Genomic DNA, 26,406 nt, shown 5'->3' with positions numbered 1-26,406 from the left:
GAGGGGTCAGGCGGAAACCGATTCGAGGTCGGGTGCGACGTAGTAGTCGTACAGCCCCTTGGTGTATGAGAAGCGCATCTCGGCGCCCCAGCGCACCAGCTGCAGGCAGCGCTGCTGCAACTGCGGGGTGTCGGCGTGGTCGAGCACGATCTGGTAGCCGCGCTCACCGTGCACCACATCGGAGGTGATGTGCAGATCGAAAAACTCGATCTCGTCCTCGCTGAACCCGTACACCTCACGCAGCGGCACGATCTGCTTGGTGTAGATGCTGGGCACCTGGGATTCCAGACCCACCACCAGGGCTGCGGTGGCCACCACGAAGTGCTCGCGCTGCGACACCGCGTAGCACCAGGCCTGGAGCCCGCGGGTGATGGCGTTCATGTTCGAGGGATCCTCGATGCGTTCCTTGGTCGTCCCGCAGGCTTCACCGAACTTGATCAGCAGATCGGTATGGCGGATGTCAGCCAGCTCCTCCTCGTACATGTTCTGCAGCGTGAAATCCTTTGCGCCGGTGAACTCGTCGGGTGTGTTGGAGTAGATGTTGGCCAGGTAGTCCGCGAATGGGCCCACGTAGTGGTAGTGGTTCTCGGCCCACCGGGCGAAGTGCTCTTTGCTGAGCTTGCCCTCCGCCCACGCTTTGGAGAACGACGCGTTCTTGGCTTCTCGGCCTTTGATCGCGTTCTCGAGTTCGGCGCGAAACTCATCACGTTCGAGCAGTTGCGTCATGATACGTCCTTTCTTGAATTAGCTTGGGTGCCAAGAAGATTAGTTACATCCCGCCCGATCGGGCCATGGTCACAATCACCGGCCATCAGCCCCCGGACGGGTCAGAGTGCACACTCGGTAGCGGGTCAGGCTCGCGCAACCGATGCGGTCAGCGCTTCGAACTCGGCCAGGATCGCCGCGCCGACGGCCTTGTCCTGTTCGCCGTTGCCTCCGCTGATCCCCACGCCGCCCACGATCTGACCGTCGAAGACCAGGGGGAATCCGCCGACGAAGATGGCGAACTTGCCGGGCAGCATGTGGCTGATACCGAAGGCCTCGTTGCCGGGCAGAGCGGGCCCGTTGGGCGGCTCGTTGAACAAGTGGGTGGCGCGTTCGTGGCCGGCTGCGGTGAACGCTTTGGCGATCGCGATATCCACCCCGGTGAGCCGGGCCCCCGGCAACCGGTGCAGCGCAAGGACATTGCCGCCGTCGTCGCAGACGCACAGCGTTTGCTTGACGCCGATCTCCTCGGCCTTGGCGCGACCCGCGGCCAGCAGCGGCAACGCGTCGTCGAGGTTGATGCGGTGAATTCGGTGCATTGATGACTCGCTCTCTCGCGGCAGTCGGTATCGGCTGACGCTGGAATGTCTATCAACGCGTGCTCGCAGGCGGGATGGTTAATATGACCTGAACTGAGCGCGAATGCAGGTTAAGTTGCACATAACCGCCGGGCGGCCTTATCCGGTAATCGATACAGGAGCATCCACAGAGCACGGGGTTTGACATGACAGCACCACCGGCCGAGACCGGGCGGATGACCATCCAGGGTCTCCTCGACGAGACCCTGATGTCCGGCGCCAGGGTAGTCGCGGGCGCCGACCGGCTCGGTTTGGAGCTGAGCTGGGTGTTGCCGCTCAACGAGCTTCTCTTCCAGCATGATCCGCTCGATGCGGTGGCGGTGTACGCCCGCCCCGAGTCCTTGGCGGCCGGCGGTGCGGCACTGTCTGCCCTGGCCGCCCGGGGCGCCACCACACTGCTGGTGGACGGTGTCGTGCCACCGGATCTGGGGCCGGTGCCGGAACGGCTGGTGATCATCGAACTCGGCATCCCGGTCGGCTTCGCCGCACTGAACCGCCTGCTGGCCGAGCGCGCGCTCAGTCAGGAGGTGCACGTCATGCGGTACTCGACGCACGTGCACGCCTCCCTGGCCGGACTGTTCCACCGCGGCGCCGGAATGGAGATCCTGATCCGGGAGGTCTCCAATCTCGCCCGCAACCCGGCAGTCGCCCTCGACGCCCGCGGCCAGGTGGTGGCACACAATGGGCTTCCTCCGGAAACGCTTGCACCACTCTCCGTTTCGATCAAGACGATGGTGACGGCGGATGTTCCCGCCGGCGAACGACGCTCCGACGGCCACGACACCCGGATACAACCGATCACCGGACTGCACGAGAGCACCTGGACCTGTGTCGCGAGCGCCATCCGGCTCGGCAAGTCTTTCGAGGGCTGGGTGGCGATCCTGGTCCCGGACCCGACTCCAGGTAGGCACGACCTGGCCAGATACGAGGTGCTGACCGAACAGGCGACCGCCATCGTCGGCTCGGAGATGCTGCGTCAACGCAGTGTCGACGAGGCCGAGGAGCGGGCCCGTGGGGACTTCGTCCAGGCCCTGGTGCACGGCAGTTTCTCCAGCGAGCACGATATGCGCGCCCGCGCCGAACACCACGACATCGAGCTCGATGCCCGCTTCGCGGTGTTCGTGGCTCCCGGCGTGCTACCGCGGCGGGTGGACAACCCCACGGCCAGCATGGTGCGACTGGCCCGCTACGCGGCCGGCCTGGCGCCGCATCCGTCGGTACACGCCTACGTCACCGTGATCGGGGACGTCCTGGTGGTGGTACGCACACTGCGCGCGGAAGACAACGACGAAATGCGCCGGGAGATGGCCGAATACGCCGAGGCCATGTCGCGTGAGCTGGAGCGGCGCCGCGGCCTGCCCGCGCCGGTGGCCTACGGGCGGCCCGCCCGCGGTGCCAGTGAGGTCCGGGAGAGCTACCGGGATGCCCGCGTTGCCCTCGGCATCGCCCGTCGGTTGCATCGCACCGGGGCGACCTCCTACCAGGAACTGCGCGGTTTCACCGTGCTGGCACAGGCGACCGAGACCGACCAGAGCCGCCAGCTGGTTCGGGAGGTGTTGGGTCCGCTGCGATCCGGACCTGATCTGTTGGAGACTCTCGGCGCCTATCTGGCCGAGGGCGGCAATGTGAATGCCACGGCACGAGTACTCAACGTGCACCGCAACACCATGCTGGCCAAACTGGACCGGATCTCGCGGTTGCTCGGCATGGACATCCGGGTTCCGGAGAACCAGTTCACTGTGTGGCTGGCGATCCGGCTGGACCTCCTGGACGAGGTGCACTCGGCCATCGACCGGGAAGCGAGCTTTCGCTGATCACGCAGGCCGCGGGTCCGGACCGACGAACGAACCGGCCAGCCCCAGCGCCACGATCAACGCACAGGCGATGAACACCGCCGGATAGGCGGCCAGGTCCAGGGCTACCGCAACCCACGCGGCACCGCATGCGGACCCGCCGAAGCGGAGCAGGTTGAACAGCCCCAGCCCGGTTCCCTGTTCACCGGCCGGCGAGCGGGTGGCGCCGGTGGCCGCCGGTGTCTGCACGAGCGAGATGCCCACGCCCCCGATAATCAGCACGGCGATCAGGGCGCCGAGCACCAAACCGTTCTGCCCGACCGCGACAGCCATCCCGACCTGGGCGATCAAAAGCAACAGCAGGCCACTACGCAGCACCCGCCGCGGCCCCAACCGGTCCTGCCACCGTCCCACCAAAGGACCGAGCACCGCCATCGTGGCCGGCACCGCGAACAGCATCATCCCGGCAGCCGAAATCGACACGCCCTGGCCCGCCAGATACAGCGGTACCGCCAGCAAAGTGGCTCCGAGGCAGAACATCTGGGCGAATGCCGCCAGACCGCTGCGGACAAACCGGGATTCGGTGATCAGCCGGACATCGACGAACGGGTTCCTGGCCCGCGCACAATGGCGGGCGAACCAGACCAGCGCGACGACCGCGCCCACCACGGCACCGGCCACCAGCCAACCCGGGACATCGGGTTGGGGCACCAGTGCCAGGCCCAGCATCAGCAACGCCGAGCCGATTGTGAGCGCCGCCGCGCCGGCCACGTCGAAGGGCATCCGGACTCCGGGGAATCGCGGCACGTATCGCAGCGTCCCGACAAACCCCGCCAACGCCACCGGCACCAGCGGGACGAACACCCAGCGCCAGCCCCAGGAGTCGGCGACCAGGCCGCCCAGGCTCGGGCCGACCGCCTGCCCTATCCCGTTGACCGAGGCCCAGGCTCCCATCGCCCGGCCCCTCCGCGGCCCGGAGAACATCCAGGCGATCAGCCCCATGACGGCCGGGGCGAACGCGGCAGCGGCCACCCCGCCCAGCGAGCGCCAGGCGATCAGCAGCGGCAGTGTGGGAGCAGTCGCGGCGCCCACGGCGCAGACCGCGGTCGCCAGGAGCGCCGCGCAGTAGATGCGCCTGCGGCCAAATCGGTCACCGAACCAGCCGGCCAGCGGTATCGTCGCGGCGAAGCAGACCAGGAAGCCGACCACGACGAACACTCCGTTTCCCAGTGGAGCGTCGAACTCGTCGATGATGGCGCCGAGTGGCACATTTACGACGTTGTTGCTGACGGTTCCCACCAGCGTGCCCGCCAGCAGCGCCGCAAGCCCGAGCGGCGTGCCGGCGCCATGGCCGTTTCCGATCCCGTCCGGCAGCACGGCAGGCTTCTGAGCGGTGCCACGAACGTCGGTCATGCTGCGCTCAACCATCCTCATCGTCCAGCGAATTACGTTGTGGGTTCAGCTATTTGCCGAGGCTGATCGGCCACGCCACCGTCCGGGAACCGTCTCGGTCACGCGCGTGCGAGCTCACGTCCACCAAGCACTGTCTCATCGCGATGCCCGGAGTTGGCCCGTCACAACGGGATTTGATGCACAGCATCCGTGGGCGACGAATGTGCAAGGTGCACAAACCCGCTGCTCACTGGGTCGGCGAGTTCGATGTCACAGCAGAACGTTACGTCGTGGAAACCGTGGGCTACGCCGGCGACAAGTCTCGAGCATATTGCACATGGTGAGGCAGTCGCAGATGTGCACTGTAGTCGTTGACCCCGGTCCCGACCGCGCCGAACATTCCAGCATCAGACTGCACAGCCCACCAGCAGTTCAACGAGAGGTCCCGCTTTGGACACCCCACTGACCGCGGCGCACTGGATCTATCTGGCCGGGATCGTCGTGATCCTGGTGACGATGGCGATCCGCAAGAACATCGTCGTTCCGGCCGTCACCGCGACGCTGCTGACCGCATGGGCGTTCTCCGGCAGCCTCATCACCGGGCTGTCGTCGATCTTCAACGCCAGCCTCACCGCGGCCAGGGAACTTTTCAACATCTTCCTGATCATCGCGATCGTGACGGCGATGCTGGGCGCGCTACGCCAGATGGGCGCCGACCGGATGATGGTCACCCCGTTCCGCCGCGTCATGCGCTCGGGCACCAGCAGCTTCATCGTGCTGGCGATCGTCACGTACGTGATCTCGCTGTTCTTTTGGCCGACCCCGGCGGTTCCACTGGTCGGCGCCGTACTCATCCCGGTCGCCATCCGTGCCGGTCTGGCACCGCTGTCCGTCGGCATGGTGGTGGCAATCTGTGGACAGGGCATGGCCCTGTCCGCTGATTACATCATCAAAGTCGCCCCGGGTATCTCGGCGAAGGCCGCTGGAGTAGATCCCGATGCGGTCGCCGACAAGGCGATGGTGCTCTCGCTGATCGTCGGGCTCACCGCGCTCGCGATCACCTACTTCATGCAGCGGAACACCTGGCGGACCCCGTCCCAAGAGCTGTTACAGGAATGGGAGAACGAGGCCGACCGCCGTCCCACCGACTCCGAGTCAGAGCCGGGCTCAGGTCCGGGATCGCCTTCGGGCGCCGTTGCGGCCGATGCTGTGGCCCCCCAGCCCCTACCCGTGCCCCCGACCGACGGCGGCGGCATGCCCGCTGCGACCGCGACCGTGGTGGCCACGACCACAGCGGTATTGCCGGAACCGGTCGACGGATTCGAGCCGGAACGGAAGATGTTCTCGGCCAAGGTGTTCGCGCTGCTGGTACCACTGGTCTATCTGGGCTTCATCGGGTACCTGATGCTGGGCAAGTTCACCGATATCGTGCCGCCGCTCAAAGGAGGGGACGCCGCGGCCATCGTCGGCGGACTGGCCGCGCTGCTCCTGTTCGCCGCATCGGCTACCAACGACAAGCGCAACTTTCTTGAAACCTCCTCGGAGCATGTGGTCGACGGTCTGGTGTTCGCGTTCAAGGCGATGGGGATAGTGCTGCCGATCGCCGGGTTCTTCTTCATCGGCAACGGTGACTTCTCGGCCAAGATCCTGGGCCTTCCCGCCGAGACCAAGGGGCCGGCCTTCCTCTTCGACCTGATCACCGCCGCCCAGTCGCACCTGTCCCCGAACCCGGTGATCACCGCGTTCTCGGTGTTGGTCGTCGGCCTCATCGCGGGCCTGGAAGGCTCGGGTTTCAGCGGGTTGCCGTTGACCGGATCGCTGTCGGGTGCGCTGGCCCCAGTGGTCGACATGGATCCCTCGACGCTGGCCGCGATCGGGCAGATGGGCAACATCTGGTCCGGCGGAGGAACGCTGGTCGCCTGGTCCTCGCTGGTGGCGGTGGCGGGGTTCGCCCGGGTGCCGGTGCTGCGGCTGGCGCGGAAATGCTTCCTGCCCGTGATGGCCGGCTTGATCCTGGCAACCACAGTCGCGATCGTCATCTTCTGACCGATGCTGCACATGGACCGGGCCGGCCTCGGGCTCCTCGCGACCATCACACTCACCCTCGTCACCGGAATCGTCGACGCGGTCGGCTACCTCGGACTGGACCGGGTCTTCACCGGCAACATGACCGGCAACATCGTGATCCTCGGAATGGGTGTGGCCGGCGCCGACGACCTGCCGGTGCTCGGCCCGGCGATCGCGCTTGCCGGTTTCACCGTGGGTGCCTTCGCCGCGGGCCTCGCCTTGCACGGCCGGCCGTCGGCGGGCTGGGACACCCGGGTCACCGCGCTGCTCGGTACCGGGGCGCTGATCCTGCTGGTGCTGACCGGTGCGGTCATCGTGACCGGGGACAGTCCGAGTGCCACCGGTCAGGTGGTCATCGCGACCGCGATCGCCGCGGTGATGGGACAGCAGGCGATGGTGGCCCGCGCCCTGGCCGTCAAGGACATGACCACCGTGGTGGTGACCTCGACGCTGACCAGCCTTGCCGGAGAGACCTGGCCGAGCAGGGTACGCGGGGTATCGGCCAATGGCCGGCTCGCCGGCGTGCTGAACCGCCGGTTCGCCGCCATCCTGGTCATCTTCCTCGGCGCGCTGGCCGGCGCAGTGCTGTTGCGGCTGCACATCGCCGTACCCCTCGGTCTGGCTGCCGTGCTGACCTGCGCGGTGGCGATCGCGGGACACCTACGGCTGCACCGAGATTCAGCTGAGATCAGCCACGCAGCGGAATCCGATGTGGGTGGTCGCGCTGTCCTGTGACTGCGGTGAGCGCGCGGCCGGACGGTAGCGGTGACAGTACTCCGGCGCACACAGGTGAGAACCGCCCTTGAGCGCCTGGTTCACCGTGGGATCGGCGGCCAACTCCGATGTCGCCGGCCGGGCGGCTCCGGAAGGCGGGCAGCATCCGGGCGCGTCGGCCTGCAGCCGGTGCTGCCCGGTGAACCGCGTGGTGGTCCACTCCCACACGTTGCCGATCATGTCCGACAGGCCGAACGCATTCGCCGGGAAGGTTCCGACCGGAGACGTACCGCGCCAGCCCAGCGCGCCGTCGTTGCGGTACGGGAATCGGCCCTGCCAGGTGTTGGCCATGAGCGCTCCGCCCGGGGTGACCTCATCGCCCCAGGCATAGGTGCCCTCGACTCCCCCGCCTGCCGCGTACTCCCATTCGGCTTCGGTGGGCAACCGGCGCCCGGCCCAGGCCGCGTACGCCGCGGCATCCGGGTAGGCCACCTGTACGACGGGGTGGTCGGCTGCCGCGGGTTCCCGCTCGGGTCCGAAGGGACGGCGCCAATTGGCGCCGGGAGCCCAGTCCCACCACTGACGCCAGTCCCGCAGGTCCACAGGGCCGGTGGTGGGTGTGAACACCAGGGCACCGGGTACCAGGTCGGCCTCGGCCACCCCGGGGTACAGCGCCGGGTCCATCGGTCGTTCGGCGATGGTGACGTATCCGGTGTCCTCCACGAAGGCGCCGAACTGGGCGGTGGTGACGGGGTGCTTCTCGATGCCGAATGCGGCGACGGTCACGGTGTGCACCGGGGCCTCTTCGGGATAGAACGCCGTCGAACCCATCTGGAAGGTCCCGCCGGGAAGCTCGATCAGTTCGGTGACCACGGCACCGAGGTTAGTCGGGTCGGGCCGGCCGTCGATTCAGCCCGGCATGGTGATTCCGAAGTCCACGAGCATCGCCGAACCGGCTTCGTCGAATCCCGGCGTCTCGCTGGGCGCCTCCAGGCGCACGACAGCCAGGAAAGCGCCGTCATTGGTCCACACGTGAACGATCCGGTCGGCGTATCGGATGCGCTTTCCGGGGCGCTCGGCCAGGACTCCCATCAGCTTCTGCCCGCTGTAGCCGCACAGGTCGCCCGGCAAGACGCTGACGCTGTTGATCGGGTACTTCGCGACGCGATCGTCGGCGTAGTGCTCGAAGTCTGCCCGGGCGGTCCGCGTCGTCGGGGTGAGTGTGATCTCGGCGGTCATCCCCGCCGGGCCGGTCAGCCGTACCGCTGCCGCGTGTGGTGTCACCTCGGTGAACCCTTCGGGCACCGCGACGGTGAGCGACGGCGATCCGGGCGCTTGACTACCTGCCGTGACAGTCGCGCCGGCCGGCGGCGGGCAGGTGACCTCACTGGCCGCCAGCGCCCTCGTGGTGGTCGGCTCGACCCCGTAGGCCGGCACGGCGAACTCCGGCGGCCGTTCCCGCATGGGCGTTGTCATGGGAAGGGTCGTGACAGGCGCGGCGGCCATCGTGGTGGAGGCGAGCGGATCCGCGAGGTCGACGCCGCTCCCGCAGGCCGACAGCGCGAGCAGCGTCAACGTACCGACGCCCATTCGGATCGCGTTCACTCTCATCGACGGGCCCTCCAGTTCTTCTCAGTCCTTGGCGAACGCGATGGCGAGTTCTCGCTCGAGGTCCTGGTACGGCTCGCCGGACAGGTCCACGGTGACCTGCCCGATGATGCCGCCGGTAAAGGTGAACGGTGCCCGGTATTGCTGTGACACTGCGGATCCGGTGTTGCGGCCGATGCAGATGCCGCCCCCGGCGAGGGCGAACATGCCGGGGTGGGTCTGCATTCCGGCGAGGGTCGCCACCGTGGCGTCGTCGACGTACAGGGTGGTGTCTCCAAGTGGCGTGTGGGTGCCCTCGACAGTGCCGGCCCGCTGGTACTGGACACCGAAGATATGCCGTCCCAACGGGATCGGATCTGACGAGACCAACGACTGCTCATGTTCGCCGAGGAAGTTGTAGACGTAGTGCAACCGCCCGTCGGCGATGAACAGCACGTGACCGCCGTGTGCGCCGCCCTGTTTGAACAACACGCCGTGGATGTCGGCGCCGTCCACGGTGACGTCGGCGAGCACGGTGAACGACTGCCCGCGCAGTTCGGCGGCCGCACCCAGGCCCACCTCCGCCGTGTTCGGATAGTAGGTGTAGCGGGACCTTTCACCGACCAGGTACGGCCGCCATCGGGTCATGGTCTCCAGAATGTTGAGGTCGGCCAGAGGCAGTCCGTTGTATTTGTCGGCCTCGCTGAACCACAGGTCTTGGAGTTCGGCGAGTTTGTCCGGCTGTTCCGCGGCCAGGTCGTGGCACTGGCTGCGGTCGATCTCGATGTGGAACAGCTCCCAGCGGTCGGCGTCGAAGTGCGACCACCCCGACGGAGTGGCGGCGTGCACGGTGTTGGCGAACCAACCCTTGTGCCAGATCCCGCGGGTGCCGAGCATGGTGTAGAACTGGGTCTCCTTGCCGGTCGGCGCGTCCGGATCATCCAGTGCCACTTTGAAGCTCATCCCGTCCAGCGGCTTCTGCGGCACTCCGCGAACGCTCGCCGGGGGCGTGATCTCGAGCAGGTCGTAGATGGTCGGCGTGATGTCGCAGACGTTGACGTAATGGTCGCGCACCGCACCGTGGGCACGAATACCTTTGGGCCAGGAGATGATTGCCGTGTCGGCAATTCCGCCCTCATGGGAGGCGTAGCGTTTGAACAGCTTGTAAGGCGTGTTGAACGCCATCGCCCACCCGATGGGGTAATGGTTGTAGGTCTGCGGAGACCCCAGCCGGTCGATGAATTTCAGCCCCTCCTCGGCGGTGTCGATGTAACCGTTGAAGAACTCGGTTTCGTTGACCGAGCCGTTCGGCCCGCCCTCGCCACTGGCCCCGTTGTCGGAGATCACCACGATGATGGTGTTGTCGAGTTGCCCCGTCTCCTCCAGGAAATCCAGCACACGGCCGATCTGGGCGTCGGTGTAGGACAGAAATCCCGCGAATACCTCTGCCATCCGGGCGAACAGCCGCCTCTCGTCGGCCGACAACGATTCCCATGGCCGGACGGTGTCCTGCGCCGGCCACGGTTCACCGTTGGGCCCCTTGACATCCGAATATGGGTTGACCGGTGACAGCTCGGTGTCCGCCGGCACGATGCCCAGCCGTTTCTGGTTCTGCAGCACGATGTCGCGATAGGCCTCGTAGCCCATGTCGAACCGCCCGGCATAGCGGTCGGACCACTCCTTGAACACATGGTGCGGGGCGTGGCCGGCACCCGGGCACAGATAGGTGAACCACGGTTTGTCCGGCGCGATCACCTTGGCGTCCCGGATGAACTCGATGGTCTTGTCGGCCAGGTCCTTCGAGAGGTGGTAGCCCTCCTCTGGCGTGGCGGGCGGATCGACCGGATGGTTGTCGTACACCAGGTCCGGGTACCACTGATCGGTCTCGCCGCCCATGAATCCGTAGAACCTTTCGAACCCTCGCGAGCATGGCCAATGTCGTTTGGTGGCAGCGAGGTTGGACTCCTCCAATGGGGTCAGGTGCCACTTGCCCACGCAGTAGGTGTTGTAGCCGTTTTCGGCGAGCACCTCCGGGAGCACGGCGGTCTCATAGGGAATCCGGCCGTTGCAGTTGGGGAATCCGTCGGTGAACTCCTCGATGGTGGCCATCCCGACCGTGGTCGCGTTGCGACCGGTCAGCAGCGAGGCCCGGGTGGGCGAGCACAGTGCCGTGGTGTGGAACTGCGACAGTCGAATTCCGCGTTCGGCGATACGGCTCATCGCGGGCATGTCCACCAAGCCACCGAAGCAGTCCCAGGTGGCGATACCGGTGTCGTCCCACACCAGGTACAGCACGTTCGGGGCGCTCTCGTCTGCGGTGGGCGCCGCGTATGGCGCCCAGTCAGGTTCGGAATCCCTGATGTCCAGTTCGATTTTGCCGTTGAATGCTGAGTTGGACGCTGAGTTGAAGCCGGTAGCCATGGGCTTACCTTCCTCCGGGGTTGGCGATTCAGCACCGGAAAGACTGACCGCCCGGAGATTACACCTGCTCGCAGCTGTTCATCGGGAAACTGACGGAGCCGTCGGCGTAGCCTCCCGCTCCCCGAGACGTGTTAGCGAGCCACCCATTCCCGGCCGGCGACGCATCCACAGTTGCAGCAGCAGGAGTGGGATGGTCCAGCCCAGCCACCCGCCGACACCCGCGACGAACCAGACATACCTCTCCTCGTTCCCGCCGAAAGCGCTGTCGCGCAACGGCTCGAAACCGAGGTACAGCACCGGGGTCCAGATTCTGTTGGTGATGATCGACAGCGCCAGCGTCGCACTGCGCAGCGTCTGGCGCCGATGCGCCCCGTACCGTCGCTGCCGCGCCGCCGCGAAGCCGTCGACGGTGCACCACAGCCACAGTGCGCCGAGAGCGACGTTGCTGACCCTCAGCACCGGGCCGAACGGGGTCGCCGCCCCGATCACCATGGCGCACACGGCCGCCGGGATCGCCATCGCGACATAGACGCGTCCGGTACGCCGGTGCAGCGCGGGGTGTCGACGCCGCAGGCCTGGCCAGATCTGCGCGACAGCGCAGACCATCGCCACGCTCGCGAAGAGGACGTGCGCGACCAGCAGCGGATAGTGCAGGCCGAACGTGGAGCGCACCCGGGTGCCGCCGGTCAGATACGGCGGTAACGAATACGCCAGAAACACCGTGACGATCACCGCGAGCACCACGGCCAACCGGGCGGAACGCGTGGATGCGTATGTCATACGCAAAAGAGTATGGCATACGCACCCGAATGTCACTGATTACTCTGAGGGTGATGACCAGCTCCGATTCGCCGCTCCCCCGCGTGCTGCGCCTGCTGTGGCAACCGGACCCGGCGCCGCGTCGGTCGCGTGGGCTGACCCGGGAGGCGATCGTTGCGGCCGCCGTCGAACTCGCCGACACCGACGGCCTCGCGGCGCTGTCCATGGCACGGTTGGCCGAGCGGCTCGGGTGCGGCACGATGTCGCTGTACCGGCACGTGGCCAACAAGGACGAGCTGGTGACGTTCATGCTCGCCACCGGCCCCGGCTCACCGCCTCCACCTCCGGAAGGTGCGGATTGGCGTGCCGCACTGGAGGATTGGGCACATGAGCTGTGGGGTGTCTACCACCGCCATCCGTGGATCCTGCAGGCCGCGTCAGCTGGGTTGCCCGCCGACCCCGGCCAGTTGGCCTGGCTCGACGCCGGCCTGGCCACCCTGACCGGCACCGCATTGACCGAGCGGGACAAGCTCACCGCGATCATCGCCGTGCTGATCTTCACGCGAGGCTCGGCGGCGTTGGCCGTCGAGAACCGCGACGTCGTCCACAGTGACTACCCGGCGCTGCTGCGCCGCCTGGTGACACCGGCGCGGTTTCCCGCACTGGCGGCCGCGATCGCCGCGGGCGCACTCGATCAACCCGACGACGATCCACTGAGCGATTTCCATTCGGGCCTGGAGCAACTGCTCGACGGCATCGCGGCCAAGGCGCGCTGAACCTCGCGGTTCACCGCAGCGCCGGCGCGCACGCGTCATCGCCAGTTTCGGCGCCGGGATTCGGTGCGTCGGTCAGGCCGCGCAGCGGGCCGCCCACCCGGGCGGCGAGCGGGCTCAATGCCGCGAGGACCGCCAGCGACGCCGACACCACGATGGCCCCCGAAGCGCCGTGCCCATCGGTCGCCACACCGGCCAGTGCGGTACCGATCGCACCTCCACCCAGCGCGGCACTGTTGAGCCAACCGAACGCCTCGGTGGCCGAGTCCTCGGCGATCTCGCGCGAGACCATGAGGTACAGGGCGGACATGGCAGGGGCGAAGCCCAGACCTGACACGAACAGTGCCGAGAACTGCAGGGCGAAGCTGTCGACGATCCCGAAGATGACGGTGCCGATCGCCACCACCGACAGCGAGCTCACGAGGCCGGCCAGGCCCAGGCGCCGATGCGCGAACGTCAGACCCCCGACGAGCGATCCCGCGCTCGCCACCGCGATCGCCGCGCCGGCGGTTACCCCGGTGCGGCCGAGCGCGGCGACTATCCCGACTTCGAGCGCCATGAACGAGGCGACCAACGCGAGGCTCGCCGCCATGGCCAGAATCACCGTCCGGTTCGCCACCACCCGGCCGAACGCCGCCGGGCTCGCGGTCTGATGTGGTCGAAGATGCTTGGCGCTGAGCAGAAACCATCCCGTCCCGCACACCGTGACGGCCGCCGACGCCAGCAGTGGAACGGCGGTCGACAGCGCTGCCGCCAGGAATGTGGTGGCCACCGGGCCGATCACCCAGATCAGTTCTTGCGCAGTGGTATCCAACGCGAACAACACGCGAACTCCGTCACGGGGCACCATCTGTGGATACAACGCCCGAACCACCGGCATCAGCGGCGGCACGGAGGCGCCGATCACGATGCCGAGCACCAGGAGCAGGACCGGTGAAGCACCGGCGAACGCAAGCGCGATCATGGCGGCCCCGTTCGTCAGGGCCGCGAGGACCAACGTCACCACCATCGCGCGCCCGGCCAGCCGGGCCGTCACGGGCATCGCAATGGCTTCACCGATGCTGACGCACGCCACCGCGGCTCCCGCGAGCGTGTAGGACCCGCTGTTGGACTGGACGTGCAAGAGGATCGCGAGGTTGAGCATGCCGAGCGGGAGCCGGGCGAACAACTGGGACGCAGTCACGTTCAGCACGCCGGGAGTCCGGATCAGATCGCGATACGCCCGGATCATCGGCCCCCTCCTCCGGCTCGAACTGTCACGAGCACTATACCGTCCAGACGGTACAGTTATCTGCCCGGTGTCGTAAGCTCTGGTGATGGCATCGTCGCGGGACCGCATCCTCGACGCCTATGAGGCTCTGCTCGCCACCGAAGGCGAGCGCTACGCCACCCTGGACGCCGTGGCCGCCAAGGCCGGAGTGTCGAAAGGCGGTCTCCTCTACCACTTTCCGTCCAAGGACCGCCTCGCCGATGCATTGTGCGAGCGCCTGCTGACGTTGGCAGCCGCGGACGTCGAGGAGATGCGCGCCGCACCTGAGGGGCCGGCCCGCTATTACATTCGGTCATCGCACTACGCGGAGACCCCGCTCGATCGGGCCCTGGTGGCGGTGTCCCGGCTGCAGCAGGCAGGCGACAGTCACGCGCGCACCGTCATCGAGTCGGTATCGGCCGACTGGCTGACCGTGCTGCACCAGGCACTCGGCGACCTCGATGTCGCCCGCGCGGTCAAGCTGATCGGTGACGGCCTCTACTACAGCGCTTTGCACCGCGCTCTCGGCGGTCACCTGGTGAAGACCGACGATGACGACGGGTTGTTGGCCGTGATCGATCGGATCACCGCCACCTCTGATGCGTCGAGTGATGCGTCGAGCGATTGACCGCCTCGTCGTCCTGATACCGCGCTGATTCAGCCACGCGATCCCGGCGAGCAGGCGTCCAGCCTCGCCGCCACGCCGTCGAGCAGGAGATCGAGCGCCGATTCACACGCGCTTCGCCTCATGGACTCACCGAGCAGCCGACTGGTGGCGGCGATGTGCGGATGCGTATCGGCGGGCAACTGGGCATAGGTGTCGCGCCACGTGTCCTCGTCGCGCTTCTGATGCTCGGCAGGCAGGGCTTCGAAAGCGGCGTCGAGCGCCGCGAAGCCCAGCATCTGGTCGATGAACGCGTGATAGACCTCGACCGCCTCGCGCTCGGGAAACCCGGCCGAATGCAGAAGTCCCAGAACCGTTTCGATGATGTAGATCTCGTTGGCACCGCCGGTCACCCGGCTGGCTGCCAGCACGCCCGCCTGCGGGTGCGCAACGTAGACCCCGTGCAGACGCAGCCCGAACTCGCGCATGTCGTCACGCCACCGGCCGGTCGGTTCCCAACCCTCGACCACTCGCCGCAGGAGTTCGTCCGTGACGGCCAGCACTACGTCCTCGATGCCGTGGAAGTAGCGATACAGGGCGGTCGGATCGGCGCCGAGCGCCGCACCCAGGCGCCGCACCGTCAGGCCGGCCGCGCCGTGGTACTGCAGCACCCGCAATGCCGTCTCCACGATGAGCTGTTCGGACAGGAGAACGCCCTGGTTGGTCTGCCGCCTTCGCCGCCGCGGCGACTGAGACTTCAAGGTTCGGCCCATTCGCACTGCCTTCGCTTACGTCAACACCTTGCCCCATTCTGCGGGTTGCCGTGGCGTGGCGCACAACAATGCTCAGGCGACGAAGACTTTCCGCAGCGTCTCCCGGACGGTCCACGTGGTGCGCTGCCCGGCGGACAGGCGGACCAGGCTGCCCGGACGAAGTTCGATCGTCGGCGAACCATCATCGAACGCCACGCTCGCATCCCCGCTCAGCACGACGAATACCTCGTCGGCCTCAACGTCTCGGGATATGCCGGGCGTATGTTCCCAGACCCCGATCGTCAGATCTGACAACGAGGCCAGGTCACGATGACCTGTCGTCGGAGCGCCCGCCGCGACCAACTCGTCGGGAAGTGGCACGTGGTCGAGTACCAGGTTCGCGGCGTCGACGCAGCTGCTCATGAGTCGAACCCCAATCCCACGGAGTCGAGCGCCTTCAACAGCAGATTGCGTCGCCCCCCACGATGGTCGGCACGGTCGAGCGACCATCGGGTTGCCTGAATCCCGGCCGAGGCCAACGGTTCTGGCGGGAACGGCGCAGGGATGGATTTGACCATGTCGAGTTCGGTGCGAACGGTCTGCGCACCGGCGAATCGGTCGAGCATCACCTCGGCCGCGAATCGCGTGGCCGCCACCCCGAGCCCGGTGAACCCAGCGGCATATCCGACGCGATCTCCGTACGCGGACCCGAAGAACGCACAGAATCGCGTGGAAGTGTCGATCACGCCGGCCCAGCGATGAGTAAAGCCGACGTCCTCGAGTTGCGGGAAGGTCGTGAAGAAGTGACCGGCGAGCCGACGATAGGTCGCGTCGCGATCCTCGTACCGAGGCCGGATGCGGCCACCGAAGTGATAGACGGCGTCATAGCCGCCCCACAGAATCCGGTTGTCTTTCGACAGCCGGTAATAATGGAACTGATTCGACATGTCGCTGATGCCCTGCCGGTTGCTCCAGCCGATGGCGGCCAGCTGCGATTCGGTCAGCGGCTCGGTCATCAGGGCGTAGTCGTATACCGGCACCGTGTGGTAGCGGTAGCGCTTCAGCAGCGAGGGAAAACCGTTGGTCGCCAGGATCACTCGATCGGCGTGCACGGTCACGCGCTCGGTGCGAATCGACAGCGGGCCGCCCCGACGGTCCTGGCCGACCCCGAGCACCTTGCTGTTCTCGTAGATCTCCACACCGAGTTCACTTGCGGCGCGGGCGAGTTCACTCGCAAGTTTGGCGGGGTGGACCAGTGCGGCAGTGTTCTTCGACCACACGCCGGCCAGATAGGTGGGTGAACCTACCTCGGAGCGGATCGCGTGTTGGTCGAAGTAAACCTGATCCGGCCGCAGCGCGGCGCCGGTCAGCTCGTCAGCCTGATAGGGCTCGACCGCCACCGCGAGCGAGCCGGTCCGCTCGAAGTCACAATCGAGACCGAGCGAATCGACGGTCTTCTCGATGCCGTCGAGATTCTCCAACCCCAGCCGGTCGAGGATCTCCATCTCGTCGGGCCACCGGCTGAGACCGTTCTCGGCACCGTGGGTCAGCGACGCTTCGACGAAACCGCCGTTGCGTCCCGAAGCCGCCCAACCGATCGTCTGCCCCTCGACCAGGGCGACCCGGATACCCGGGTCACGCTGCTTTGCCAGCACGGCAGACCACAGGCCGGTGTACCCGCCGCCGACGACGATGAGGTCGTAGCGTTCGAACGGCTTGGACAGCGCCGGATAGCGGGCGTGGCCAGGCGCGTCGTCGAGCCAGAAGGGCTGAAGCACGGTGGCCGCCAACGAGCGGTCGACGAGGCCGGTTGACGGGATATTGCGTTCGAACACGGTTTGCACGGGGATCTTCCTGGACGGTGATGTACCACCCAGTAAGAAGCATCTCGCGCACTACCTCAAGGGTGTTGACGTAAGCGCAGCAGCTGCGGAATCAGCACGCGGGTATCGGGCACGAACAGCCAGGCAGGATCGGCCAGATGCGTTGCCAGTTCCTCGTCGGTCCACCACCAGCCCTCGACGATCTCTTCGGGTTGGTGGCGGATCGGCCCGTCCCAGCGCGCCTCATACGCAAACAGGTGACAGCGCATGGGCTTTCCCGCCCACTGCCCGTCCCAGGCCGCCGCGGCCAGCGCCGTCAACGGTGGGCCGCTGATACCGAGCTCCTCGGCCAATTCCCTGGTTGCGGCCTGCAACGGTGTCTCCCCCGGATCGACGACCCCACCGGCCAGGCAGTCGTGCATGCCGGCGAACACCGCCTTGGTCGTGGTGCGCCGGTGAACGTAGATGCGCAGCCCGTCCATCGAACGCACCAGTACACCCGCGCTGGCATGCCACAGGCCTTCGGCGTAGACACGTGAACGTGGCGCCGCGCCAACCACATTGCCGTCTGCGTCGTACACCGCGACCTGTTCGTCGATCACGCCGTCACGCTACCGGCCCGCGTTCTTGATGGCCTCACGGCGGTTCGCCGCGCCGAGCTTCCGGTAGATCGACCGCTGGTGGGTCTTGAGCGTGTTCACCGAGATGGAAAGCGCTTCGGCGATCTCCTGCATGGTCTTCGCCGTCCGCAAGAAGGCCAGAATCTCGCGTTCACGCCGCGTGAGGTCCGCAACATGCGGATCGGCTCGGCCGTGTTCGCTGGCCAGCAGGGCGTCCTCGACGAAGTCCGGGTACGACGTGTACGACAGATGCGCGGCCAGCAGCTCCCGGCAGACAGGATCGGGATTGTCGACGAACTGGTAGCGCACCCCCTCGGGGCGGGCACTGGTCAACATCTCTTCCATCCGCTTGTGGGCCCGCTCAGCATGTCCCTGCTGCCACGCCAGCGCTGCCAGCGTGTGCAACGCGTAGGCCGCGATGTATCCGGGAACCTGCGGCTCCAGCGCCTGGTTGGCCAGCCGGTCGGCCAACTCTGGCTCACCGAGCCGGCGACACATCCCGGCCATGACCGCCGAGACCATCGGAACGTGTTGTGAGCCGGCCACGCTCGACGCCAGCTCCAGGGCGAGCCGACGATCCCCACGAGCCTCGGCGAGCCGGGCACGACTCGCCGTCTTGTAGCTGACCCAGGGCACTCCGTGGGTATCAGCGTCGGGCATCCGGGATACGGCGGCTTCGGCGGTCGCGAGCACAGCGTCATCGCGCAGGGTTGCCGCACTGAACGCCAGGAACATCCGTGCGGTGTCGGGGTAGCCGACGCCCGGGGCAGCGCTCGCGGGAGTCAAATCCTCGACGGCCGACGCGATCTCACCATGCCAGAAGCGGATCCAGCCGGCCGTGAATCGCTCGATGCCGTCGCCGTCGTGCGAGAGCCACAGCTCGGGATCGGACTCGTCGGACACCACCACGAGATCCAGTGCCTGTTGCGCTCGGCCGATCTCACCCGCATGGGCCAGAGCGAAAGCCAGGCTCTGCCGGGCGCGGTGAGCCACCTCCGGCAGCCCCAGGGCCGCGCACTCGTTCACCGCTGCCTCCAACAGTGCCGACCCCCGCGTCGCACTGCGACGGAGCCGCGAATCCGCCCAACCGAGAATGAACAGCGCGCACGCGTATACGCGCGGAGCCACCTCACGTCTGCTCAACGCGGCCTCGACGCGGTCAGCGGCACGATCCATCGACTCGCGGTCATCGGAAATCAGAAGTCGCGTGACATCGGCGATGAAGTCCAGTCGTGGCGGTGTAGCCGCCGATTGCGACATGGTCGCAGCCCGGTCGAAAAGCAGTGATGCCGTGACATCGTCACCGGCCATGGCTCGACAGCTGGACCGGATCATCAAGATCTCCGGGTTCTCACCGAACGCCTCGGTGAGCCGCAGGCAAGCCTGATCCAATGCGGCCGAACGCGATTCCAGCAACAACTCAAGCCAGCGGTCGGCGACGACGTCGTACCCGAAGCGGTCTTCGGCCCGGATCGAGTGCTCGACCGCCTCCAGCGGGTACCGCTGCGCCAGTTCGGTTCCGGCCAAACGGTTCAGGCGCTTCCACTCCTCGGGAGATCTCCGCCGCAGCAGCTCCTGGCAATTCTTCACGAACATCGAATGCCATTGGAAGACCGCACTTTCCCCGGAGCCGATACGTTCGAGGAACAACCCCGCGGCCACACAGTCGTTGAGCAGGTCAGCACTGTCCGGCCGGTCGGTGAGTAGACGGGCCAATTGCGCGTCCAGCCGTGGACATACGGTGGCCTTGAGCGCGAATTCGGCCAGGTCGGGCCGCATCCGACCCAACACCGCGGTGCCGATGTAATCGGTGAGATCGACATCGCCGGAGAACGCCGGGGCGCCGGCGCCACCGACCAGGAGCAGCCGAACCGCTCCGGGCCATCCCCCGGTGGCCGTCATGATGCGATCGGTGTCCTCGGGCCGAGGTGACGTACCGGTTGCGGCCACCAACGCCGTCACATCGTCACGGCTGAAGGACAATTCGGCCGAACCGATGACGGCAACCTTGTCGTGAACCCGCAGCCTTGCCCAGGCGGAGCTCACCGGGTCGGTCGTGATCAAGACGAATCGCAACCACTGCGGCCCGTTCTCGACCAACTCCACAACGTCGCCATCGCCCCACACCGACCGGCCGAACTGGAAATCGTCGATCACGATGGTCACGTCCCGCCGCGGATTGATGGCCATCAGCGCGGCGACGGCGGCGTCGTAGGACGCCGAGTCGAACGCCCCGGACAGGGCCTGGCCCAACGACCTGTCCCCGGCATCACTCGCGCTGTTGCGAAGTGCGGTCAACATGCCGCGCAGCACATCGCTGCGTTCGGTGACTCGTTCGGTCAGCGTCAGCCACGCCACCGAACCGGGCTTGTCACGTTGGCGCCCGGTCACCCACTGGGCAACCGCAACGGTCTTGCCGAACCCCGAAGGAGCAGCAACGAGTACGGCACGTCTGCCGGGGATGTACCCGTCGAGGCTGTGGCCGATGGCCTGACGGAACACCATGCCCGGGCTCGACGACGGCGTGGTGGCCAGGAACCACGGCACCGGCCGCATCGCCGATGTTGCGGAGGGCTGCACGTTGGTTCCTGTCGATCAGTGTCCGGGCATGGAGTACTGTCCGGCGCCGGCCGGGCGGTACGCCATTGTCCCAGCTACGGAGTGACGATGTTGAACCAGAACGGGAAGTTGTCGAGCAGGCCCATGAACTCGTCGAAGGACCCGCGATTTCCGTCGATGGTCACCTTGTTCTGCGAGATCGCTTCGTCGAGCTTGACGTTGCCCAGCTGGATGTCGTCGAGCGTCGCCTTGTCCAGGGTGACAGTGGAATTCGCGTTGGGGACCGGCGCGTCGGCGGCGTAGTTGAGCACGCCGTTCTCTACGATGAGGCCATATTCCTTGTTGATGTCCTTGAACTTGACATTCATCGTCAAGGTCTTGCCCGCAGCCTTCGGTCCATTCAGTCGCACCGCCAAGTAATCGAACAACATGTCCGGGGGCATCGCCTTGACGGTGTCGGGACTCGCGGTCGAAATTCCCCCTGAGTCGGGTACGCCGTTACGCAGTTCGTAGGCGCCCTGCAGGTACACCGAGCGCCACGGGCCCGACTCGGCCTGATAGCCGAGTTGTTCGTAGCTGTCGGCAAGCAGGTTCTTGGCATCGGCGTTGCCCGGGTTGGCGAACACGACATGCTTCAGCACCATCGCCGTCCACCGGTATTCGCCGTTGTCGAAATCCTTCTTCGCCTTGTCCAGAACTGCGCCCTCCCCGCCCATGTAGTCGACGTACTTCTTGGCCGCGGGTTCCGGCGGCAGGTCGTCGAGGTCCGACGGGTTGCCGTCGTACCAGCCCATGTAGCGCTGATAAACCGCCCGCGAATTGTGCTTGAGTGTCCCGTAATACCCGCGGTCCGGCCAGAAGTTGTTGAGCTCCGCCGGCAACGTGATCTCCTCGGCGATCTCGGAGCCCACCAGCCCGTTGTTCATCAACCGCACGGACTGATCGTGCATATACTTGTACAGGTCACGTTGACGCTTCCAGTAGTCGATGATGTTGGCGTTACCCCACTTAGGCCAGTGGTGACTCTGGAACTTGACCTCGGTGTTCGGGCCGTAGCGGCGGATCGTCTCGTCGATGAACTTGGCCCACACCAGCGCATCGCGTACCTGGGCACCACGCAGCGTCAACAGGTTGTGCATGGTGTTGGTGGTGTTCTCGGCCATCCACATCGCCTTGAACTGCGGGAAGAACGTATTCATCTCCGTGGGCGCCTCGGTACCGGGCGTGTACTGAAACTCCATGTCCACGCCGTCGATCGTCAGCTTCTGACCGGTCTGGGTGATGATGTCGGTCGGAATCATCATTCCGGCGGTGCCGGTCGAGTTGGTCTGTCCCAGACCGGCTCCCACTCCCCCCTGGGCGTTGCGTGGGAGCAGCGCGCCGAACATGTAGACCGCGCGACGCGACATCGCGTTGCCGGCGATCACGTTCTCACTGATCACGTCCTCGACGAAGTTGACCGGGGCGATGATCTTCACCTTGCCCGAATCGACGTCGGCCTGGTTGACGATACCGCGCACACCGCCGTAATGATCGACGTGCGAATGGCTGTGGACGACCGCAACGATCGGCCGTGCGCCGAGATGCTGGTTGGTCAAATCCATCGCAGCCATGGCGGTCTCGGCCGAGACCAGGGGGTCGATGACGATCCAGCCGGTATCGCCCTTGACGAAGGTGATGTTGGACAGATCGTATCCACGCACCTGATAGATCCGGTCCTTGACCACCTCGAACAAGCCGTACTGCATGTTCAGCTGCGTCATGCGCCACAGGCTGGGATTGACGGTGTCCGGCGCCGGTTTGTCGTCGGCGATGTACTTCTTGTACTCCTCCATGTCCCAGACGACGTCGCCTTTGTCGTTCTTGATGGTCAGGGTGTCAGGGCGGGCGATCAGGCCCCGCTTCGCGTCTTCGAAGTCGGCCTTGTCATTGAACGGCAATGTGTCCAGCAGCTTCTGGTTGGCGGCCTTGGTCGCCTCGGTAGCGCCTTTGACGGTGTTGTCGGTGCTGACAACTCCACCGCCACCGCCGCCTGAGGAAGAACCACCGGTCTTGTCGTTGCAGCCGGCGACAAGGGTCGTGGCGACGCCGGCCACCGCCAGCCCGCCCAGTATCCTCCGGCGCGGGAGTCCCACCCGCAATTCGTCAGGCTTATCGGATTGATATGACTTCGAATTCGGATCCATGGCATCGAATTATGCCGCTGCGTCAACCCATTCGCGGGCAAATAGCGCTCAGCGATCAGGCAGAGGGGGCAGCCAGCATCTCTACCGGCCGACTACCGAGAAATCGAATTACGTAGCAAGCAAAAGGGTGTCGTCATTCCACGGCCATCGACTGGGCGAGAAGCGAAGCAGCTCAATCGGAAACCTGACCCACCCAAAATGGGTGAGCCGCTGATCGAATTGCATTCCGTTGTAGTAATTCCGTCCACACCTCGACTCGTGGGAGATCACCACCACGGCCGCAGCGGACGCAAAAGTGCCCCAAACCCGAAGGGGTCTGGGGCACTTTGTCGTTTGCTCGCGCGAGTTGCGGTTTGCGCTACTTCGCCTTCTCGAGAACCTCGACCAGGCGCCACCGCTTGGAGGCCGACAGCGGTCGGGTCTCCATCAGCGAGACGCGGTCGCCGATGCCGGCGTCACCGTTCTCGTCGTGCGCCTTGACCTTCTTGGTGGTCCGGATGATCTTGCCGTAGAGCGGGTGGCTCTTACGATCTTCCAGCTCGACCACGATGGTCTTCTGCATCTTGTCGCTGACCACGTAACCGATGGCGGTCTTGCGGCGACCGCGCGTGGTTTCGGTGGCCGGCGTGTGCTTGGGGCCTTTAGTTTCTGCCATTACGAATCCTCACCACCAGGTCCGGAAGCCAGACCCAACTCACGTTCACGCAGCACGGTGTAGACCCGTGCAATCTCCTGGCGCACGACGCGCAGCCGACGGTTGTTGGCCAGCTGACCGGTCGCCATCTGGAAGCGCAGGTTGAACAGCTCTTCCTTCGACTCGCGGAGCTTGTCCTTCAACTCGGTGTCGGACAGTTCACGCAGTTCACCAGGCGTAGTTCCCACTGCCATCAGAACTGCTCCTCTCGACTCACGATGCGTGCCTTGATCGGCAGCTTGTGGATTGCGCGAGTCAGCGCTTCCTTGGCGATCTTCTCGTCCGGGTAGCTGATCTCGAACAGAATGCGTCCGGGCTTGACGTTGGCGACCCACCACTCCGGCGAACCCTTACCGGAACCCATGCGGGTCTCAGCGGGCTTCTTGGTCAGCGGGCGGTCCGGGAAGATGTTGATCCAGACCTTGCCGCCACGCTTGATGTGCCGGTTGATGGCGATACGAGCGGACTCGATCTGCCGGTTGGTGATGTAGGCGTGGCCGAGGGCCTGGATGCCGTAGTCACCGAAGCTGACCTGCGTGCCACCACTGGCGATGCCGCGCTGCCGGGGGTGGTGCTGCTTGCGGTGCTTGACCTTGCGGGGAATCAGCATGATTAGCTCTCCGTGCTCTCAGCTGCGGGTGCGCTGGCAGCCGCGGCCTCGGTTGCGGACGAAGCATCGTCACCGGTCGCGGCGCGGCCGGCCTCGGTGCTCGTCGCCGTGGTGCCCGAGGCGCCACTACGACGCGGCCGGGTGCCCGACGGACGCTCACGACGCGGCCGGTCACTGGCCGGCGCTGCGGCGGTGAGCTCACGCTTGCCACCGACGATGTCGCCCTTGTAGATCCACACCTTCACGCCGATCCGGCCGAAGGTGGTCTTGGCCTCGTAGAGGCCGTAGTCGATGTCCGCGCGCAGCGTGTGCAGCGGAACGCGACCCTCGCGGTAGAACTCCGAGCGGCTCATCTCAGCACCGCCGAGGCGACCCGAGCACTGCACCCGGATGCCCTTGACGTTGGGCTGACGCATGGCCGACTGGATCGCCTTGCGCATCGCGCGGCGGAACGCCACACGGTTGCTCAGCTGTTCGGCAACACCCTGGGCTACCAACTGTGCAACGGACTCAGGGTTCTTCACCTCGAGGATGTTGAGCTGAACCTGCTTGCCGGTCAGCTTCTCCAGGTCGGCGCGGATACGGTCGGCCTCGGTGCCGCGGCGGCCGATGACGATTCCGGGACGCGCGGTGTGGATGTCAACTCGAACCCGATCACGGGTGCGCTCGATCTCCACGTCGGCGATACCGGCGCGCTCCAGACCAGTGGCCAGCAGACGCCGGATGGCGACGTCTTCCTTCACGTAGTCCTTGTACTGCTTGTCGGCGTACCACCGGGACTTCCACTCGGTGGTGATACCGAGCCGGAAGCCATGGGGATTGATCTTCTGGCCCACTACTCCGAGCCTCCCTTCGTCTCGGCAGACTTCTTCGTGGCGGCCTTACTGCCCTGAGCACGGCGCGACCGTGCCGAACCGGCGGACGCACCCTTCTGTTTGGGCGGCCGGCTCTCGACGATCACCGTGATGTGGCTGGTGCGCTTGCGAATCCGGAACGCACGCCCCTGGGCACGCGGACGGATGCGCTTGGCGGTCGGGCCTTCGTCGGCGTGGATCGTGGCCACCACGAGAGTGGTCGGGTCCAGGCCTTCGTTGTTCTGCGCATTGGCGGCAGCGCTGGCGATCACCTTGGCAACCGGCTCGCTTGCGCCCTGCGGCGCCCACCGCAAGATGTCGAGGGCTTCCTCGACGCTCTTGCCGCGGACCAGATCGATGACGCGGCGTGCCTTGCTGGCCGAGACGCGCACGAAGCGCGCCGATGCCGACGCCGACGGATATTCAATGACTGTGGTACTCATCGCCGCTTGCTCTTCCGGTCGTCCTTGATGTGACCCTTGAAGGTGCGCGTCGGGGCGAATTCGCCGAGCTTGTGCCCCACCATCGCCTCGGTGACGAACACCGGGACGTGCTTGCGGCCGTCATGCACCGCAAACGTGTGCCCGATGAAGTCGGGGAGAATGGTGGACCGACGCGACCAGGTCTTGATGACCTGCTTGCTGTTCTTCTCGTTCTGAACGTCGACCTTCTTGAGAAGATGGTCGTCGACGAACGGACCCTTTTTGAGACTACGAGGCATCGCTGCTACTCCTTCCGCGGCCTAGCGCTTCTTGCCGGTGCGCCGGCGACGGACGATGAGCTTGTCGCTCGGCTTGTTGGGCTTGCGGGTGCGGCCCTCCGGCTTGCCCCATGGGCTGACCGGATGGCGACCACCGGAAGTCTTGCCTTCACCACCACCGTGCGGGTGGTCGACCGGGTTCATCACGACACCACGGACGGTCGGGCGCTTGCCCTTCCACCGCATACGGCCGGCCTTACCCCAGTTGATGTTGGCCTGCTCGGCGTTGCCCACCTCGCCGACGGTGGCGCGGCAGCGCACGTCGACGCGACGGATCTCACCGGACGGCATACGCAGGGAGGCGTAGGTGCCTTCCTTACCCAGCAGCTGGATGCTCACGCCGGCCGAGCGGGCCAGCTTGGCTCCACCACCGGGCCGCAGCTCCACAGCGTGGATCACGGTACCGGCGGGGATGTTGCGCAGCGGCAGGTTGTTGCCGGGCTTGATGTCGGCGTTCGGCCCCTGCTCGATGACGTCGCCCTGCTTCAGACCCTGGGGCGCGATGATGTAGCGCTTCTCGCCGTCCAGGAAATGCAGCAGCGCGATGTTCGCGGTGCGGTTGGGGTCGTACTCGATGTGCGCGACCTTGGCGTTGACGCCGTCCTTGTCATGGCGACGGAAGTCGATGACGCGGTAGGCACGCTTGTGGCCGCCACCCTTGTGCCGGGTGGTGATACGGCCGTGGGCGTTACGACCACCCTTGCCGTGCAGCGGGCGAATCAGCGATTTCTCCGGAGTCGAACGAGTGATCTCGGCGAAATCGGAGACGCTGGCACCGCGACGACCCGGGGTCGTCGGCTTGTACTTGCGAATTCCCATATCAGTTAAATCCTCTTAGTTCCCGGC

General features: G+C 66.0%; 26 protein-coding genes. 5 read left to right on the top strand and 21 right to left on the bottom strand.

Going from position 1 to position 26,406, the window contains the following annotated elements:
- Nucleotides 1–6: 6 nt before the first annotated feature.
- Nucleotides 7–726, bottom strand: coding sequence for an iron-containing redox enzyme family protein (locus tag H977_RS0105340; RefSeq protein WP_029106877.1), 720 nt, complete (start codon nucleotides 724–726; stop codon nucleotides 7–9).
- A 125-nt stretch (nucleotides 727–851) separates the two neighbouring features.
- Complete coding sequence (locus H977_RS0105335) at nucleotides 852–1,304, bottom strand: GlcG/HbpS family heme-binding protein (RefSeq protein ID WP_029106876.1); 453 nt, start codon at nucleotides 1,302–1,304, stop codon at nucleotides 852–854.
- A 185-nt stretch (nucleotides 1,305–1,489) separates the two neighbouring features.
- Between H977_RS0105335 and H977_RS0105330 the strand changes: the two genes are divergently transcribed.
- Nucleotides 1,490–3,157 (top strand): PucR family transcriptional regulator, encoded by a 1,668-nt coding sequence (locus tag H977_RS0105330; RefSeq protein ID WP_029106875.1) that lies wholly within the window; start codon nucleotides 1,490–1,492, stop codon nucleotides 3,155–3,157.
- Here H977_RS0105330 and H977_RS0105325 read toward each other — a convergent pair whose 3' ends face one another.
- A complete protein-coding gene (locus H977_RS0105325; RefSeq protein WP_029106874.1) occupies nucleotides 3,158–4,549 on the bottom strand; it encodes an MFS transporter in 1,392 nt (463 codons plus the stop codon).
- 429 nt (nucleotides 4,550–4,978) lie between these two features.
- Between H977_RS0105325 and H977_RS0105315 the strand changes: the two genes are divergently transcribed.
- Complete coding sequence (locus tag H977_RS0105315) at nucleotides 4,979–6,574, top strand: hypothetical protein (RefSeq protein WP_029106873.1); 1,596 nt, start codon at nucleotides 4,979–4,981, stop codon at nucleotides 6,572–6,574.
- A gap of 3 nt (nucleotides 6,575–6,577) precedes the next feature.
- Nucleotides 6,578–7,330, top strand: a complete 753-nt coding sequence (locus H977_RS32600; RefSeq protein WP_051288684.1) for a YoaK family protein — start codon at nucleotides 6,578–6,580, stop codon at nucleotides 7,328–7,330.
- Here H977_RS32600 and H977_RS0105305 read toward each other — a convergent pair.
- The 4 genes from H977_RS0105305 to H977_RS32595 all read right to left on the bottom strand — a co-directional run bounded on the left by H977_RS0105305 (nucleotide 7,274) and on the right by H977_RS32595 (nucleotide 12,097).
- The gene (locus tag H977_RS0105305; protein WP_029106872.1) at nucleotides 7,274–8,182 is read right to left on the bottom strand and encodes a formylglycine-generating enzyme family protein; all 909 of its coding nucleotides are present in this window, start codon (nucleotides 8,180–8,182) and stop codon (nucleotides 7,274–7,276) included. The genes H977_RS32600 and H977_RS0105305 overlap by 57 nt on opposite strands.
- A gap of 36 nt (nucleotides 8,183–8,218) precedes the next feature.
- On the bottom strand, nucleotides 8,219–8,920 hold the full coding sequence (locus H977_RS35790) for a hypothetical protein (RefSeq protein WP_231395881.1): 702 nt from the start codon (nucleotides 8,918–8,920) through the stop codon (nucleotides 8,219–8,221).
- 21 nt (nucleotides 8,921–8,941) lie between these two features.
- On the bottom strand, nucleotides 8,942–11,317 hold the full coding sequence (locus H977_RS0105295) for an arylsulfatase (RefSeq protein WP_029106870.1): 2,376 nt from the start codon (nucleotides 11,315–11,317) through the stop codon (nucleotides 8,942–8,944).
- A gap of 78 nt (nucleotides 11,318–11,395) precedes the next feature.
- A complete protein-coding gene (locus H977_RS32595) occupies nucleotides 11,396–12,097 on the bottom strand; it encodes a DUF2306 domain-containing protein (protein WP_051288683.1) in 702 nt (233 codons plus the stop codon).
- A 53-nt stretch (nucleotides 12,098–12,150) separates the two neighbouring features.
- Between H977_RS32595 and H977_RS0105285 the strand changes: the two genes are divergently transcribed.
- On the top strand, nucleotides 12,151–12,852 hold the full coding sequence (locus H977_RS0105285) for a TetR/AcrR family transcriptional regulator (protein ID WP_029106869.1): 702 nt from the start codon (nucleotides 12,151–12,153) through the stop codon (nucleotides 12,850–12,852).
- A 10-nt stretch (nucleotides 12,853–12,862) separates the two neighbouring features.
- Here H977_RS0105285 and H977_RS32590 read toward each other — a convergent pair whose 3' ends face one another.
- Nucleotides 12,863–14,080, bottom strand: coding sequence for an MFS transporter (locus tag H977_RS32590; RefSeq protein WP_231395880.1), 1,218 nt, complete (start codon nucleotides 14,078–14,080; stop codon nucleotides 12,863–12,865).
- Between the two features lie 85 nt (nucleotides 14,081–14,165).
- Between H977_RS32590 and H977_RS0105275 the strand changes: the two genes are divergently transcribed.
- A complete protein-coding gene (locus H977_RS0105275; RefSeq protein ID WP_029106868.1) occupies nucleotides 14,166–14,726 on the top strand; it encodes a TetR/AcrR family transcriptional regulator in 561 nt (186 codons plus the stop codon).
- Between the two features lie 29 nt (nucleotides 14,727–14,755).
- On the opposite strand, the gene H977_RS0105270 is transcribed toward H977_RS0105275, so the two are convergent.
- The 13 genes from H977_RS0105270 to rplB form a co-directional block, all read right to left on the bottom strand.
- A complete protein-coding gene (locus H977_RS0105270) occupies nucleotides 14,756–15,475 on the bottom strand; it encodes a TetR/AcrR family transcriptional regulator (protein ID WP_029106867.1) in 720 nt (239 codons plus the stop codon).
- Between the two features lie 72 nt (nucleotides 15,476–15,547).
- Complete coding sequence (locus tag H977_RS0105265) at nucleotides 15,548–15,877, bottom strand: cupin domain-containing protein (RefSeq protein WP_051288682.1); 330 nt, start codon at nucleotides 15,875–15,877, stop codon at nucleotides 15,548–15,550.
- Entirely contained in the window at nucleotides 15,874–17,298 is a 1,425-nt protein-coding gene (locus H977_RS0105260; RefSeq protein WP_029106866.1) for an NAD(P)/FAD-dependent oxidoreductase, read from the bottom strand. The genes H977_RS0105265 and H977_RS0105260 overlap by 4 nt, the downstream gene beginning before the upstream one ends.
- Before the next feature lie 56 nt (nucleotides 17,299–17,354).
- Entirely contained in the window at nucleotides 17,355–17,879 is a 525-nt protein-coding gene (locus tag H977_RS0105255; protein ID WP_155946529.1) for an NUDIX domain-containing protein, read from the bottom strand.
- Between the two features lie 9 nt (nucleotides 17,880–17,888).
- The gene (locus H977_RS0105250) at nucleotides 17,889–20,477 is read right to left on the bottom strand and encodes a helix-turn-helix transcriptional regulator (protein WP_155946528.1); all 2,589 of its coding nucleotides are present in this window, start codon (nucleotides 20,475–20,477) and stop codon (nucleotides 17,889–17,891) included.
- A 74-nt stretch (nucleotides 20,478–20,551) separates the two neighbouring features.
- Complete coding sequence (locus H977_RS0105245) at nucleotides 20,552–22,642, bottom strand: alkyl/aryl-sulfatase (RefSeq protein WP_081681625.1); 2,091 nt, start codon at nucleotides 22,640–22,642, stop codon at nucleotides 20,552–20,554.
- Between the two features lie 358 nt (nucleotides 22,643–23,000).
- Complete coding sequence (rpsQ, locus tag H977_RS0105240) at nucleotides 23,001–23,297, bottom strand: 30S ribosomal protein S17 (protein ID WP_029106862.1); 297 nt, start codon at nucleotides 23,295–23,297, stop codon at nucleotides 23,001–23,003.
- Entirely contained in the window at nucleotides 23,297–23,530 is a 234-nt protein-coding gene (gene rpmC, locus H977_RS0105235) for a 50S ribosomal protein L29 (protein ID WP_029106861.1), read from the bottom strand. The genes rpsQ and rpmC overlap by 1 nt, the downstream gene beginning before the upstream one ends.
- Nucleotides 23,530–23,946, bottom strand: a complete 417-nt coding sequence (rplP, locus tag H977_RS0105230; protein ID WP_029106860.1) for a 50S ribosomal protein L16 — start codon at nucleotides 23,944–23,946, stop codon at nucleotides 23,530–23,532. Before rplP ends, rpmC begins: the two co-directional genes overlap by 1 nt.
- A 2-nt stretch (nucleotides 23,947–23,948) precedes the next feature.
- Complete coding sequence (rpsC, locus tag H977_RS0105225; protein WP_029106859.1) at nucleotides 23,949–24,782, bottom strand: 30S ribosomal protein S3; 834 nt, start codon at nucleotides 24,780–24,782, stop codon at nucleotides 23,949–23,951.
- Nucleotides 24,782–25,243, bottom strand: coding sequence for a 50S ribosomal protein L22 (gene rplV, locus H977_RS0105220; RefSeq protein WP_029106858.1), 462 nt, complete (start codon nucleotides 25,241–25,243; stop codon nucleotides 24,782–24,784). Before rplV ends, rpsC begins: the two co-directional genes overlap by 1 nt.
- Entirely contained in the window at nucleotides 25,240–25,521 is a 282-nt protein-coding gene (gene rpsS / locus H977_RS0105215; protein ID WP_029106857.1) for a 30S ribosomal protein S19, read from the bottom strand. Before rpsS ends, rplV begins: the two co-directional genes overlap by 4 nt.
- Nucleotides 25,522–25,542: 21 nt before the next feature.
- The gene (gene rplB / locus H977_RS0105210) at nucleotides 25,543–26,379 is read right to left on the bottom strand and encodes a 50S ribosomal protein L2 (RefSeq protein WP_029106856.1); all 837 of its coding nucleotides are present in this window, start codon (nucleotides 26,377–26,379) and stop codon (nucleotides 25,543–25,545) included.
- Nucleotides 26,380–26,406 lie beyond the last annotated feature (27 nt).

The organism is Mycobacterium sp. URHD0025 (assembly GCF_000426065.1).
In the GTDB taxonomy this organism is placed as follows: domain Bacteria; phylum Actinomycetota; class Actinomycetes; order Mycobacteriales; family Mycobacteriaceae; genus Mycobacterium.
The sequence above is the reverse complement of the archived record's forward strand: the minus strand, read 5'-3'. Positions and strand labels throughout refer to the sequence as shown.

Excerpts from the sequence above, each read along its gene's own strand:
- H977_RS35790 (WP_231395881.1), bottom strand. The coding sequence starts at position 8,920 with ATGAGAGTGAACGCGATCCGAATGGGCGTCGGTACGTTGACGCTGCTC.
- rpsQ (WP_029106862.1), bottom strand. The coding sequence starts at position 23,297 with ATGGCAGAAACTAAAGGCCCCAAGCACACGCCGGCCACCGAAACCACG.
- H977_RS32600 (WP_051288684.1), top strand. The coding sequence starts at position 6,578 with ATGCTGCACATGGACCGGGCCGGCCTCGGGCTCCTCGCGACCATCACA.
- rplP (WP_029106860.1), bottom strand. The coding sequence starts at position 23,946 with ATGCTGATTCCCCGCAAGGTCAAGCACCGCAAGCAGCACCACCCCCGG.
- H977_RS0105340 (WP_029106877.1), bottom strand. The coding sequence starts at position 726 with ATGACGCAACTGCTCGAACGTGATGAGTTTCGCGCCGAACTCGAGAAC.
- H977_RS0105275 (WP_029106868.1), top strand. The coding sequence starts at position 14,166 with ATGGCATCGTCGCGGGACCGCATCCTCGACGCCTATGAGGCTCTGCTC.
- H977_RS0105330 (WP_029106875.1), top strand. The coding sequence starts at position 1,490 with ATGACAGCACCACCGGCCGAGACCGGGCGGATGACCATCCAGGGTCTC.
- rplB (WP_029106856.1), bottom strand. The coding sequence starts at position 26,379 with ATGGGAATTCGCAAGTACAAGCCGACGACCCCGGGTCGTCGCGGTGCC.
- rplV (WP_029106858.1), bottom strand. The coding sequence starts at position 25,243 with ATGAGTACCACAGTCATTGAATATCCGTCGGCGTCGGCATCGGCGCGC.
- H977_RS32590 (WP_231395880.1), bottom strand. The coding sequence starts at position 14,080 with ATGATCCGGGCGTATCGCGATCTGATCCGGACTCCCGGCGTGCTGAAC.
- rpsS (WP_029106857.1), bottom strand. The coding sequence starts at position 25,521 with ATGCCTCGTAGTCTCAAAAAGGGTCCGTTCGTCGACGACCATCTTCTC.
- H977_RS0105325 (WP_029106874.1), bottom strand. The coding sequence starts at position 4,549 with ATGACCGACGTTCGTGGCACCGCTCAGAAGCCTGCCGTGCTGCCGGAC.
- H977_RS32595 (WP_051288683.1), bottom strand. The coding sequence starts at position 12,097 with ATGACATACGCATCCACGCGTTCCGCCCGGTTGGCCGTGGTGCTCGCG.
- H977_RS0105265 (WP_051288682.1), bottom strand. The coding sequence starts at position 15,877 with ATGAGCAGCTGCGTCGACGCCGCGAACCTGGTACTCGACCACGTGCCA.
- H977_RS0105270 (WP_029106867.1), bottom strand. The coding sequence starts at position 15,475 with ATGGGCCGAACCTTGAAGTCTCAGTCGCCGCGGCGGCGAAGGCGGCAG.
- H977_RS0105335 (WP_029106876.1), bottom strand. The coding sequence starts at position 1,304 with ATGCACCGAATTCACCGCATCAACCTCGACGACGCGTTGCCGCTGCTG.
- H977_RS0105245 (WP_081681625.1), bottom strand. The coding sequence starts at position 22,642 with ATGGATCCGAATTCGAAGTCATATCAATCCGATAAGCCTGACGAATTG.
- H977_RS0105295 (WP_029106870.1), bottom strand. The coding sequence starts at position 11,317 with ATGGCTACCGGCTTCAACTCAGCGTCCAACTCAGCATTCAACGGCAAA.
- H977_RS0105285 (WP_029106869.1), top strand. The coding sequence starts at position 12,151 with ATGACCAGCTCCGATTCGCCGCTCCCCCGCGTGCTGCGCCTGCTGTGG.
- rpmC (WP_029106861.1), bottom strand. The coding sequence starts at position 23,530 with ATGGCAGTGGGAACTACGCCTGGTGAACTGCGTGAACTGTCCGACACC.